The sequence below is a fragment of the Acinetobacter pullicarnis genome, from assembly GCF_006352475.1.
GTDB classification, from domain to species: domain Bacteria; phylum Pseudomonadota; class Gammaproteobacteria; order Pseudomonadales; family Moraxellaceae; genus Acinetobacter; species Acinetobacter pullicarnis.
On record NZ_VCMZ01000001.1, the window covers coordinates 2,839,323 to 2,852,793 of the forward strand.

At 40.2% G+C, this 13,471-nt stretch carries 11 protein-coding genes; 7 read left to right on the forward strand and 4 right to left on the reverse strand.

The window, feature by feature from the left end; translation table 11 throughout:
- Nucleotides 1-18: 18 nt before the first annotated feature.
- The 3 genes from FD716_RS12575 (at nt 19) to FD716_RS12585 (ending at nt 2,766) form a co-directional block, all read left to right on the forward strand.
- Nucleotides 19-1,728: a flotillin family protein gene (locus FD716_RS12575; RefSeq protein ID WP_139852656.1), complete on the forward strand. Its 1,710-nt coding sequence runs from the start codon at nt 19-21 to the stop codon at nt 1,726-1,728.
- Between the two features lie 176 nt (nt 1,729-1,904).
- Nucleotides 1,905-2,027, forward strand: a complete 123-nt coding sequence (gene ykgO / locus FD716_RS12580) for a type B 50S ribosomal protein L36 (RefSeq protein ID WP_139852657.1) — start codon at nt 1,905-1,907, stop codon at nt 2,025-2,027.
- Nucleotides 2,028-2,256: 229 nt separating this feature from the next.
- The gene (locus tag FD716_RS12585) at nt 2,257-2,766 is read left to right on the forward strand and encodes a copper resistance protein NlpE (protein ID WP_139852658.1); all 510 of its coding nucleotides are present in this window, start codon (nt 2,257-2,259) and stop codon (nt 2,764-2,766) included.
- Nucleotides 2,767-2,909: 143 nt separating this feature from the next.
- On the opposite strand, the gene FD716_RS12590 is transcribed toward FD716_RS12585, so the two are convergent.
- On the reverse strand, nt 2,910-4,511 hold the full coding sequence (locus tag FD716_RS12590; protein ID WP_139852659.1) for an isocitrate lyase: 1,602 nt from the start codon (nt 4,509-4,511) through the stop codon (nt 2,910-2,912).
- Nucleotides 4,512-5,110: 599 nt separating this feature from the next.
- Between FD716_RS12590 and FD716_RS12595 the strand changes: the two genes are divergently transcribed.
- The 3 genes from FD716_RS12595 to FD716_RS12605 all read left to right on the forward strand — a co-directional run bounded on the left by FD716_RS12595 (nt 5,111) and on the right by FD716_RS12605 (nt 9,473).
- Nucleotides 5,111-6,112 (forward strand): LysR family transcriptional regulator, encoded by a 1,002-nt coding sequence (locus FD716_RS12595; protein WP_139852660.1) that lies wholly within the window; start codon nt 5,111-5,113, stop codon nt 6,110-6,112.
- Between the two features lie 209 nt (nt 6,113-6,321).
- A complete protein-coding gene (locus FD716_RS12600) occupies nt 6,322-7,644 on the forward strand; it encodes a hemolysin family protein (RefSeq protein ID WP_139852661.1) in 1,323 nt (440 codons plus the stop codon).
- Between the two features lie 491 nt (nt 7,645-8,135).
- The gene (locus FD716_RS12605) at nt 8,136-9,473 is read left to right on the forward strand and encodes a CitMHS family transporter (RefSeq protein ID WP_139852662.1); all 1,338 of its coding nucleotides are present in this window, start codon (nt 8,136-8,138) and stop codon (nt 9,471-9,473) included.
- 88 nt (nt 9,474-9,561) lie between these two features.
- Here the strand turns inward: FD716_RS12605 and FD716_RS12610 are convergent, their stop codons facing one another.
- Nucleotides 9,562-10,074 (reverse strand): hypothetical protein, encoded by a 513-nt coding sequence (locus FD716_RS12610; RefSeq protein ID WP_139852663.1) that lies wholly within the window; start codon nt 10,072-10,074, stop codon nt 9,562-9,564.
- A 245-nt stretch (nt 10,075-10,319) separates the two neighbouring features.
- On the opposite strand from FD716_RS12610, the gene FD716_RS12615 reads away from it, so the two are divergent.
- Nucleotides 10,320-11,333: a zinc-binding alcohol dehydrogenase family protein gene (locus tag FD716_RS12615; protein ID WP_139852664.1), complete on the forward strand. Its 1,014-nt coding sequence runs from the start codon at nt 10,320-10,322 to the stop codon at nt 11,331-11,333.
- 87 nt (nt 11,334-11,420) lie between these two features.
- Here the strand turns inward: FD716_RS12615 and FD716_RS12620 are convergent, their stop codons facing one another.
- Together FD716_RS12620 and FD716_RS12625 are read right to left on the reverse strand one after the other, a co-directional pair.
- The gene (locus FD716_RS12620) at nt 11,421-12,416 is read right to left on the reverse strand and encodes an NAD(P)H-quinone oxidoreductase (RefSeq protein ID WP_139852665.1); all 996 of its coding nucleotides are present in this window, start codon (nt 12,414-12,416) and stop codon (nt 11,421-11,423) included.
- A gap of 142 nt (nt 12,417-12,558) precedes the next feature.
- Nucleotides 12,559-13,329 carry a carbon-nitrogen hydrolase family protein gene (locus tag FD716_RS12625; RefSeq protein WP_171477041.1) on the reverse strand — a complete coding sequence of 257 codons (771 nt, stop codon included), beginning with the start codon at nt 13,327-13,329 and terminating at the stop codon, nt 12,559-12,561.
- Nucleotides 13,330-13,471: the final 142 nt, after the last annotated feature.

Here is a 13,471-nt window from a genome sequence, read left to right on the forward strand (position 1 = left end):
ATCAAACAAGAGATAACGATGATGAGTGAATCCTTTTATCAAATTATTGTCTTTGCAGGAATTATTTTAACTGCATTGGTTATTATTGGGGTCATTGTTGCCCGACTTTATAAGCGTTCAAGCAAAGAGGTTTCTTTTGTTCGTACCGGTTTTGGTGGCGAAAAAGTCATTCTTGGTGGTGGTGCAATCGTTCTACCTGTTTTACATGAAGTTATTCCGGTCAATATGAATACCTTACGTTTAGAGGTAAAACGTGCCGCAGATCAAGCGCTGATTACGCGTGACCGCATGCGCGTTGATGTGATGGCTGAGTTCTATGTTCGGGTTAAACCAACAGCTGAATCAATCGCGACTGCCGCACAAACACTTGGTCAAAAGACCATGTCACCCCAAGAGCTTAAAGATTTGGTTGAAGGGAAATTTGTCGATTCACTGCGTTCAGTTGCTGCTGAGATGGCAATGGAAGAACTACATGAGAAACGCGTTGATTTCGTTCAAAAAGTTCAACAAGTTGTATCTGAAGATTTGTTTAAAAATGGTTTAGAGCTTGAAACCGTATCATTAACAGGCCTCGATCAAACGGGTTTTGAATATTTTAATCCGCAAAATGCGTTTGATGCTGAAGGCTTAACCAAACTGACAGAGACCATCGAAGATCGCCGCAAAAAACGTAACGATATTGAACAAGATGCTGATTTAGCAATTAAAACAAAAAACTTGCAAACAGAACAAGCACGTCTACAAATTCTACGTGAAGAAGAGTACGCCAAACTCCAGCAAGAACGTGAAATCTCTATCCGTCGTGCTGAACAACTTTCAGAAATTGCTTCTCAAGAAGCAGCCAAAAAACGTGAAGCAGAAGAAGCTCAAATTGCAGCCGAACGTGAAGTCGAACTGAAACGTATTGGTTCTGCACGTGATGTTGAAAATGAAAACATTCTCAAAGCGCAGTTAATTCAAAAAGCCCAAGTTGAACAAAAGAAAACCATTGAATTGGCTGAGCAAGATCGTGCGATTGCGATTGCTGAAAAATCACGTGCTGAATCTGAAGCCAAAGCCTTGGCAGATCAAGCACGTGCCCAAGCAGTAAAAGCCGAAGAAGAAGTACTTACAGTACGTGAAACACAACGCGCTGAACGTGCCAAAGCAGTTGATTTGGTTGCAGCAAAACAAGCCGCTGAAAAAGATGCAATTGCGATCACTGTTGCTGCTGAAGCTGGTAAAAAAGCGGCTGTTGATGAAGCCGATGCCATTCGTATTAATGCAGAAGCTGAAGCTGAAAAAGTGCGCCTAAAAGCGCGTGGTGAGGCTGATGCCAAAATTCTGCTTGCACAAGCACAAGAAAAACAATATCAGGTTGATGCTGAAGGGACACGTGCAGTCAATGAAGCAAATAACCTGTTGTCTTCTGAACAAGTTGAAATGCAGATTCGCTTAGCATTGATTAAATATTTGCCAGAAATTATCCGTGAAAGTGTCAAGCCAATGGAGAATATTGATGATATTAAAATTCTCCAAGTCAATGGACTTGGTGGACATAGCGGTATGGTCGCTGCTGGTGAAGGTGGCGAGCAAGGTCAAGTCGCCTTGTCTGATCAAGTCGTGAACAGTGCACTTCGCTATCGCTCACAAGCCCCATTGATTGATAGCTTAATGAATGAGCTTGGTATTCAAGGTGGTGATATCAATGGCTTTACCCAAAGCTTAAAACCAAAATCACAGCCATAATTCCCCCCGTATTTGCTCTATCGTTTGCTACGCTAGAGCAAATCTACGTTTATGCTTCACTCCCTTGATGTTCTCCCCTATTCAATCGTTATTAACTTAAATAAAATCGATATTCTTGTTTTCTTGATTGCACTAAATATGTAATACTATAACATTACAATTAGGTGTAAATTTCAATGAAAGTTGTTTCCTCTCTTAAAAGTGCAAAACTACGTGGTGACTGTCAGATTGTAAAACGTCGTGGCAAACTTTATGTCATCTGCAAATCCAATCCACGCTTTAAAGCAAGACAAGGCTAAGCCCTATTCAGCATGATATAAGATCATCCGGCTTTATATCATGCGCCCTTTTCTACTTATTTCCCCATTCATTCTTAAACCCAATAAACAACCTTCCATGACTAAATTCAAAAGTATGTAAACTTAAAAGATTGCTTATTAAGCATTTATTCACCTAACTCAATCAAAACTTATGTTAAAAGTTGCTATCGTAGTCAACTTATAAAAACGTACTTGTGGAGCAAAACGCATGAAAAAAACACTACTGGCTATTTCCTTGAGCAGTCTTGCACTTATTGCATGTTCTAAATCCAATCAATCCGCCCCTGCCGCAACAGCAGAAACACCGGCTTCAGAAATTGTGAGCAGCGAAGCAATCGCGATTAGTCAAACAACCGAAATATCAGAGAATATTGCAACTGGCGATAATGCGCAGACCAGTCTGGATTGGGATGGTCAATATAAAGCAATCCTACCTTGCGCAGACTGTGAGGGAATTGAAACCATCATCACGCTTGCACCTGATCAAGGTTATGTAATTTCAGAAAAATACCTTGGTGCTAAAGATGCCAATAAGCCAATCGTCTCTCAAGGTAAATTTAATTTTGATAAGCAAGGTCAGATCATTACTTTAGATAAGGCGGGTGATGCACGTAAATATTTTGTTGCGGAGAATCAACTGTTTGCACTTGATATTGATGGCAATAAAATTACAGGCCCAAGTGCTGAGCTGTATGTCTTGAAAAAACAACTGAACTAACATCAATATTTAAATGAACAGATTCAAATCAATTTCTTGAAATGAATTTAGTTCGCTGCCAACCCACAAAGCAAATAACCCGCTCAAATGAGCGGGTTATTTATACACACTAGCGATAAACCAGTGTTGAATCAGTTGGGGAATTAACCACCAAATTGGTTCATTGTATTTTTAGCATCATCGCCTGCTTTAAGCGCGTTGTCACCAGCAAAGATTTCTTTGTGATCATCACCGATATCCGAACCTGCCATTGCTTGGTGTTTAACACAAGCGATCCCTTCACGGATTTCTTTACGTTGTACGCCAGCAACATAAGCAAGCATACCTTGATCACCGAAGTAACCTTTCGCAAGTTCATGCGTAGAAAGCGCAGCAGTGTGGTAAGTCGGAAGTGTAATCAAGTGATGGAACACACCCGCTTCACGTGCAGCATCTGCTTGGAATGTACGAACTTTCTCATCAGCATCTTTTGCTAATTCAGTTTCGTCATACTCAGCGCTCATTAACTTAGCACGGTCATAAGCAGAAACATCTTTACCTTCAGCAACATAGCGATCATAAGCTTGTTGACGGAAGTTAAGCGTCCAGTTGAATGATGGGCTGTTGTTATACACAAGCTTCGCATTTGGAACTGATTCTTTTACACGGTTAACCATGTGTGCAATTTCATCTACGTTTGGCGTCGCAGTTTCGATCCAAAGTAAGTCAGCACCATTCTGTAAGCTAGATACGCAGTCAAGAACAACACGGTCAATTTGAGTGTTCGCGCGGAACTGATACAAACCAGAAGCTAAACGCTTAGGACGATGTAATTTACCATCACGTTTGATCAATATTTCATCTTCTTGAGCATCAGCAATATCAATTTCAGTCGTTTCTAAGTAGCTGATATATTGAGAAGCGATATCACCTGGCTCTTTAACTACTGGGATTTTTTGCGTTAAGTCAGCGCCTTCAGAGTCAGTACGTGCAACGATAATACCGTCATCAACGCCCATTTCTAAGAATGCATAACGAAGTGCGTGAATCTTAGAGATAAAGTCTTCATGTGGAACAGTTACTTTACCAGCTTGGTGACCACATTGTTTCGCGTCAGATACTTGGTTTTCGATTTGAAGTGCGCAAGCACCTGCTTCAATCATTTTACGTGCAAGTAAGTAAGTCGCTTCGTCGTTACCAAAACCAGCATCGATGTCCGCAATAATTGGCACAACGTGAGTTTGGAAGTTATCAATTTGATTTGTGATTTCAGCTGCTTGAGCAGTATCACCTGCTTCGTTCGCTTTTTTAAGCGCACGGAACAAATCATTTAATTCTTTTGCATCAGCCTGACGTAAGAAGGTATAGATTTCTTCGATCAATGCAGGTACAGACGTTTTTTCGTGCATAGATTGGTCAGGTAATGGACCAAATTCTGAACGAAGTGCTGCAACCATCCAACCAGAAAGGTAGATATAACGTTTATCAGTCGTACCGAAATATTTTTTGTTCGCAATCATTTTTTGCTGAGCGATAAAACCGTGCCAGCAGCCAAGTGATTGGGTGTATTTGCTTGAGTCAGCATCATATTCAGCCATATCACGACGCATAATTGCAGCCGTATATTTAGCGATGTCTAAACCAGTTTTAAATTGATTTTGAAGTTGCATACGCGCAGCATCTTCTGGGCTAATATCGCGCCAAGTGTTGCCAAATTTTGCTTTTAATTCGCGGATTGCATCAATCGCTGTTTGATAAGTAGTCATGATATGTTCCTGTCTATGTTTAGGAGTTCATCAGTCAAAGAACTAAATCTTGTCAATAACAACTGCTTAGATTTAGATCATTTCGTTGTTCTGAACACAGCTTAGTGGGCAGCAGAAAATTAATCCAGTGCCGTAACGATATCTTCACTATTTATTTAAAAAATGTATAGATCAAAGTCGTATTATAATACGCATAACCTCCTAAAAAGTGCCCAAGCAATGCCAAAAAAAGACAGTTTCAGCTCAGTAAAAATAACCAACAATATTAAAATAACTTTATATAAATCAAAAATATAATTAAATTAAAATTAGACCATCTATTAATATTTAATCAATCATCATCACTACATTTAAATTTACTGAAAATTGACCAAAAATTTAAAAACTCTATTTTCTTCTTGGAAATCGACCTTATTGTTGCTATTTACAGCAATGAATGCGCATTCTGCTATTCCTCAAGATGTTCGGCATCGGTCTGCATCCTTGTATTGACGGTGGTTTAGGTCTCCCTATGTTTTTTCCTGATGCTTTCACACAAAGTGCTTTAGTTATGGCATAATTCAAAGTGATTTCATGCGTTTATTGTCGGTATTTATTTTATGAATCTGGAGCGGGTCGATCTAAACCTTTTAATTTACCTTGATGTGTTATTACGTGAAAAAAATGTTACCCGTGCCGCAGAACAATTGGGAGTTACCCAACCTGCAATGAGTAATATCTTACGTCGTCTACGTAACTTATTTAATGATCCACTTCTAATCCGCTCTTCTGAAGGCATGACGCCGACCGAACGTGCTTTAGAATTACAACCTCGTATTCGTGATGCCCTTTCTGATCTTTCCATGATTTTAGAGCCGCGCACCGAATTTCGTCCCTATACCAGCAACCGCGTGTTCCGGATTATGACCTCGGATTATGCAGAAGCAACCTTGGTGCCCCGCTTAGTCAAAGCATTACGCTCTGAAGCACCCAATGTGGTTCTCGATTTTCTGACGCCAAGTGATGTGTCCTATCGTGACATGGAACAAGGTAAAGTCGATCTTGCAATTAACCGCTTTAATGAAATTCCACAAAGCTTCCATCAAGTCTTGGTTTGGCGTGATAGTTTTTCTTGCTTACTCAATGACAAACACCCAGCTGCTGTTGGTTTAAACTTAAAAAGCTATTTAGATGCACAACATATTTGGGTATCCAAAACGGGTATGGGCGTTGGCTTTGGGGTAAACCCAGAAAAACAAGCCGGTCTTGGTTGGATTGATCAAGCTTTGGATCGTATTGGACAAAAACGTAAAATTTCTGTTTTCACACGCCACTATCAAATGCCTGGCCTGTTGGCAGCAAATGTTGATTTAATTGCAACTTTACCAAGCCGTATCGCGCGTTTACAAGCCAAAAATCAAAACCTGATATTAAAAGACCCGCCATTTTATATTCCAGAATTTGAATTAAAAATGGCATGGTGCCCATTGCTTCACCATCATCCTGCACATCGCTGGTTGCGCCAATTGATTTTGTATGTCGCCAGACAAATTATCGAAGAAGAAAACCGTGCATATTTGTTAAATAACAGCACTACTCAACCACCACATACTTTTTACTAAGTTAAAGATTATGCTAATATTTCAGCCACAGTTACTTGTGGCTGATCTTTAAATATAATTTTCATAATGCGCATCTGTATAAAAAATATATTTAATGATTTGATAATTTTTTATTTGGTTTAACCCAATTCAATATACACAAGATTATCTAACTGCTACATTTTCAACAAATGTGATCGCTAGCGAATTTCATAAATAACAGGTGAGGTATGGATATATTTCAAAGCATTATGGTGCTTATTTTTTTGGTACTCTGCTCATTTTTCTTATCTTTATCTGAAATCGCCATTGCTGGATCACGCAAAATAAAATTAAAACTTCTGGCCGAGGCCGGAGATGAGCGCGCAGCGAAAGTCATCATCATGCAGGAAAACTCTGCGGACTTTTTCGCTTCCACACAAATTGGGGTGAATGCCGTCGCTATTTTAGGCGGTATTGTTGGTGAATCTTCATTACGTCCCTACTTTAATAATCTGGTCCTTGAGTTCTATCAAGGGAAATGGGCAGACAGCATCGGCTTCAGTTTGTCATTCCTCACAGTAACCACGTTATTTATCTTATTTGCCGATTTAATGCCAAAACGTTTGGCCATGATTTTCCCAGAAAAACTGGCTATTAAAGTCGTTAACGCCATTCTGGTCTTCATTAAGATTTGCAAGCCTTTGGCGTGGATTATCAATCTGATTGCAAACTCGATTTTTAGATTATTTAAAGTCAATACCAAACGTGATGACAGCTTAACCTTTGATGATATCTCTGCCATTGTAAATGCTGGTGCTCAATCAGGTGTTCTACAAAAACAAGAGCATCATTTCATTGGTAATGTGTTTGAACTTGAAGAACGTAATGTTCCTTCCAGTATGACACCACGTGAAAATGTAGTTTTTTTCACGCTGAATGAGCCTGAAGAAAGTATTCGACAAAAACTGGCCGAATACCCATTTTCTAAATTCTTAGTTTGTAATGACAATATTGACAACGTCATCGGCTATATTGATGCCAAAGATATTTTAGTTCGTATTTTAAATAATCAAAAATTTAATCAGCTAAATGAATCCACCATTCGTAATGTACTCACTATTCCTGATGCCTTAACTTTATCTGAAGTACTTGACCGTTTTCGTTCTAGTAAAGAAAAGTTTGCGGTTGTCATCAATGAATACGCATTGGTGGTCGGGGTCATCACCCTCTCTGACATTATGATTACTGTGATGGGTGACTGGGTCACGCCAATGGAAGAAGAACAGCAGATTATTCAGCGTGATGCCAATTCATGGCTCATTGATGGCAGTACACCAATTGAAGATATGATGCATGCACTTGCCATTGACTCTATGCCAGACAACGATAATTATGAAACGCTAGCTGGTTTTATGATGTTCCAGTTGCGTAAAATTCCACGCCCAGCAGATACCGTCATTTTCGCAGGTTATAAATTTGAAGTGGTCGATGTCGATAACTATCGAATTGATCAACTGCTGGTGACCCGTTTACTTGAACAACTCGCTGAAGAAAAGCCTGAAGAAGAGTAATTTATAATCATATCGCCTACTTAGGCGATATGATTTCCATTTAGATTCGAAATAAACGGCAGATACGGCTAGATTTTTTAGTGCCTCATTAAACCAGAAAACCTGCCTAGTCTTTGAGCAAAGAGCAACATTTAAAGCTCTCTAAGTCATTCAAAAAACTAATTTTAATGTGTTTTAAGTCTGCTGTAGTTTTGAACAATTTATACCTAAATCTTGCAAGATGATCAAAAACAATCATTAAAAAAATGACTTATAAACCAATAATTTTAAAGATTATTTTTTAAAAAAATGAAGTCCAAATTAATATTTCTTTTAGATTGTTGAGTTTAATTAAACAAATTGCTAGCATTCTTCGTTATTGAAAGGAATGACAATCTAGGTCATCTTCCAAAATTGTTTTACTTTTAATTACTTTAACTTTCTAGATTGTCTAAAACCTAAACTATCCGTTGTAAAGAAAATAACCATTATATATTTCAAAGGAATGAACTATGCTGACCTTTATTGGCATCAGCATGATTTGCTGCTTCATGTATCTGATCATGTCTAAACGCTTAAGTGCCCTTATTGCACTGACTTTAATTCCAATTATATTTGCACTTTTGGCCTATGTGCTTGGTTTTTATTTTGAAAGTTTAAGTCATATTCAACTCAGCGGTTTGGGTGAAATGATGCTTGATGGCATCAAGAAACTCGCGCCAACGGGCATCATGTTACTCTTCGCCATTCTTTACTTTGCCATCATGATCGATACGGGCCTGTTTGACCCCTCTGTGAAATGGATCTTAAAAAAAGTAAAAGGTGATCCACTTAAAGTGACCCTTGGCACGGTATTCCTCACGCTAATTGTGTCGATGGATGGGGATGGCTCAACCACGTATATGATCTGTGTTGCAGCGATGCTACCGCTGTATCGTCGTCTAGGCATGAGTCCACTGATTATGGCTGGCTTGATGATGCTTAGCAGTGGAATTATGAATCTCACCCCTTGGGGCGGGCCAACGGCACGGGCTGCCAGTGCCTTAAAGGTTGATCCTAGCCAAGTTTTTGTGCCAATGATTATTCCCATGCTTTTTGCAATCGCGTGGTTATTCTTTTTGGCTTATATGTATGGTCGGTTTGAACGTAACCGTATCGGCATCATAGAACTCGATATCAAACATGCGGATGACATTCAAATCTCTAAAGATCCTGAAGCTAATCGTTCACATTTAAGATGGTTTAATGGCAGCTTAACGCTAGTTCTTATGATTTGTTTGATCATGGGTGTGCTACCGCTCCCAATCCTGTTTATGATCGCTTTATGTATCGCACTGGTGGTTAACTATCGTGATTTAGACATGCAAAAGCAACTGATTGCCAATCACTCTGGTAGCGCCTTGGCCGTAGTCGGAATCATTTTTGCGGCGGGAATTTTTACAGGCATTTTATCGGGTACAGGCATGGTTGAAGCCATGTCCAAAGAATTAATTGCCATTATTCCACACAGTATGGGACCATTTTTAGCACCAATTACAGCTGTTATGAGTATGCCGCTGACCTTTTTCATGTCGAATGATGCGTTCTATTATGGCGTATTACCGGTACTTTCCGAAGCAGCTGCCCATTATGGCGTTAGCCCCGTTGAAATGGCACGTGCTTCGATTGTGGGACAACCTGTACACTTACTCTCCCCACTGGTTCCCTCAACCTATTTACTCTGTGGCTTGGCTGGAATTGAATTTGCCGACCATCAAAAATTTACGATTAAATGGGCGATTATCACCTGTTTAGTGATGTTGGCGATCTCTCTTATCTCTGGTGTTTTTCCACTCTACTCAAGCATTTAGAACTCAACATTAAAAAGGCTTTGCTCTCCCATTGGGATGAACAAAGCCTTTTTTTATTGCTGTGCGAATGATGATCGGCAGCTACGAATTAACCACCATATAACTTGAGCAGTACATCTAAAGTCGCTTGATAGTGAATATTGATATCATCTTCAAGGATTTTATAAGCATTATCAAACTGCACCATCGGCCAACCTTCTTTCCAAAATGGGAAGATGTTATGCAAATCATGGGTCACCACACCGTCTTCAATTTCGATTGCTTGAGCAACCTGTGCAAGAACTTGTGAGGTTTCAACACCATCAATGGCCATATAATCGACACCTTTGGCTTTCAAGATACGAATACGGTCTTTTTTATAACGAATCTTTTTGCTTTGCGTACTATTTAAATGCAACGCCAAGCTAACTGCTTCAATAAATTTTGATTCAAAGCTTTGTTGTAATGCAACCAATGCTTGTTTATGTGCTTCTTGACGGCCTGCTTTCCCCCCCTCACGAATAATGTCATTGGCTTCAGCATTGAGTACATCATCTTTCATGGATCGTAAGATGTCTAAAATTTCAATATTGCTTAATGCTGCAGGGGTTTGATCTTGCATGACCGACCTAATAGAAAATATAAAACATAATTGTCGCATAAAAGTGCTGTAAAAACTTAGTTCATCATGGCTATTTCTTGCAAATTCGCAATGAACTAAGGTTTATCCACTGCGATTGAGCCTTTAATTGCTTGGTCGAAACAGCATACAATCGGAGCAGCGTTTTCGCTGATCATCGCCAAAATAATTAGGCAGATTGGTCAAATATCATTGAAGATAACTACGATTGCCTTAAGGACAATAATATGCAAACCATCGCTTACCAAAAACCATATCCTATTGATGAAACAAATATTTTTAAGATGGTCGAACAAGCAACACCAATTGCAACAGGCCATGACCTCTTGGTTGCCGTGAACGCAATTTCAATCAATCCGATTGACATCAAAGCCCGCCAACGCACAGCTGAAAGCAATACCGCATGGAAAATCTTGGGTCGTGATGCTGTTGGACAGGTGGTTGCTATAGGTGAGAAAGTAACAAACTTTAAGATAGGTGATCAGGTATTTTATGCTGGAACCTTAAACCGCGATGGTTCTTATGCTGAATTTCAATTGGTTGATGAACGGATTGTTGGACATAAACCGCAATCCTTAACTGATGCAGAAGCTGCGGCACTGCCACTGACTTCAATTACAGCATTTGAAATGTTGTTTGAACGGCTCAAAGTTCAAGATCTCGTTGCCGGTCAAAGTCGCAATATTCTGGTAATTGGCGCTGCTGGTGGTGTGGGTTCCATTGCCGTGCAGTTGTTAAAAGCCTTAACTGATTTAACCGTGATTGCCACTGCTTCACGCCCAACATCCACGCAATGGTTACAACAAATCGGGGCAGATCAGATACTCGATCATAGTCAGCCGCTTGTTCCACAAATGCAGCAACTTGGTCTTGATCTACCCTCTTATATTTTCTCAATTACTGGTACCGATCAACATTTAGCTGAGATCGCACAACTGATTGCCCCACAAGGCCGCGTGGGTTTAATTGATGATCCAGAACATTTTTCGATTATGCCCTTTAAGGCAAAATCAGTCTCAATTCATTGGGAGTCGATGTTTACCCGCTCAGTTTTTCAAACCGCAGATATGCACGAACAAGCTGTGATTTTAAATAAAGTGGCAACCCTGGTGGATGAAGGGAAAATCAAAACCACCATGAACAAACATTTGGGCCGCATCAATGCCGAAAATATTCAACAGGCACATAGCCTGATCGAAACAGGCCAGAGTATTGGGAAGATGGTACTCGAAGGATTTTAAAAGACAAAGCCTGTTTCAGTCACTGAAACAAGCTTTGTCAGAAAAACCATCAACGCGGAGCATTGCCCGCGTTGAATTGGATCGATATTAGATCACTTCAACCACAATTTTACCGACATGATCGCCAATATCCATCGCAATATGCGCATCTTGGATTTGATCAAACTTAAAAGTTTTATAAATCATCGGTAAGCATTCGCCTTTTTCCCATAACGGCAATACTTGTTGCTGTAGCTCTTTGGCAATCAATGCTTTTTCAGCGGTATTACGTGCGCGCATGGTCGAACCGGTAATGGTTAGACGCTTCATCATAATTTGCCCTAATTTCACCTCTTTGGCTTTTGCACCGCCTAAGAAAGCGATATAAACCAAACGACCATCTCTACGCAACAAATTTAAATTGGCCGCTAAATACGGCGCTCCCACCATATCTAAAATGACATCAACACCCTGCTGCTCAGTTTCTTTTTGAATAACTGCTTCAAAATCTTGGGTTTTATAGTTGATTACATGGCTCAGAGAAGCAATGGCTGCGACTTTGTCATCGGTACCAACTGTCGTAAATGTTTTGATTCCGAATGCCTGACACAACATCAGTGCAGTCGTACCAATGCCACTGCTTCCACCATGTACCAATACCGTTTCACCGGCTTTGGCACGGCCCATTTGGAATACGTTGGCCCAGACGGTAAAAAAGGTTTCTGGAATAGCGGCAGCTTGTACAAAACTGACATTCTCTGGAATAGGCAGTACTTGAGTTTCAGGCACCACACAATATTCAGCATAACCACCGCCATTGGTTAAGCCACAAACTTTGTCCCCAATACGATAAGAAGCAACCGCTGTGCCCACCGCCACAACTTCACCAGCAACTTCTAGTCCAGGAACCGGTGTAACCCCTTCTGGCATAGGATATAAGCCTTGACGCTGTAGAATATCTGGACGATTTAAACCAAAGGCATGTACTTTGACCAAGACCTCATCGGCTTGCGGGGTTGGAATTTCAGTCTGCTCAATGGCAAGTTTTTCTGGACCACCCGCCTCAGTAATAATGATCTGTCGCATGCTGCTGTGTTGTGGCATTTTTCATTCCTTGTTTATTTTAAATCATGATTGAACTGTGAACGAGTATCGCAACTTAGACCATTTTCAACAAGATGCTTATGATCGATATGAGCAACCAAATTTGCTTTTTCAGATCCAAAGCCTATACCGACAAGCTGCTTTAAAATAAATCGGTGCGTATATCGCTCAAATAGGGGTTAAACATCTGCGCCTTTTCTACCATCACCGATGAAATATCTGCAAATAGCAGTTGTTCTTGATAAATCGAAGCCTGCACCACAAGTTTGCCTTGTGGAGAAGCCACACAACTCAGCCCGACATAGTGATAATCAGCTTCGGTTCCGACTTGATTGGCATAAGCAACATAGACTTGATTTTCCCAAGCACGGGTCGGTATCAGGGTAGTATTCACAAAACTATAGGGTTGCATTTGAGCCGTTGGGACTGCAATCAAATGCGCGCCTGCACCTGCTGCAGCGCGTACTGTTTCAGGAAATTCAACGTCATAGCAGATTAGCATGGCAATTTTTATTTGTTGATATTCGGTTATCACCACAGCACGTTCGCCTTTGACAAACTGCTGCCGATCTAACTCACCAAATAAATGAGTTTTATCGTAATGATTCAATAAATTGCCATGATCATCAATAAAATAAGCACTATTCATCACACCATGTTTGACTGGTCTTGGACCACCAATAATCATGGCAATACCTAACTCACGTGCCATGTGCTGCAACTGTGGCAAAGGAAAGTGCTTGGCCATGTGCTGCATCGCTTCTTTCAGTACATAGCCTGATAAAAACATCTCTGGGCTTATTAGCAATGCTGCGCCATTGGCTTTGGCTTGTTCTGCATACTGATAGAGTTTCTTGATATTTCCCGCATAATCACCTGAATGACTTTGCGCCTGTAGAATAGCGATTTTCATTGGATCATATCCTTGAGTATCAACTGCGTCAGCCTTGTTATTATTAATTTGTTCTCTATCCATCCAAGCTATAACAACTCAAAGAATCAAGTCAATTTAAATTCACTTTACTTGTGTTTTAATCATTCGGTTTGCATCATCT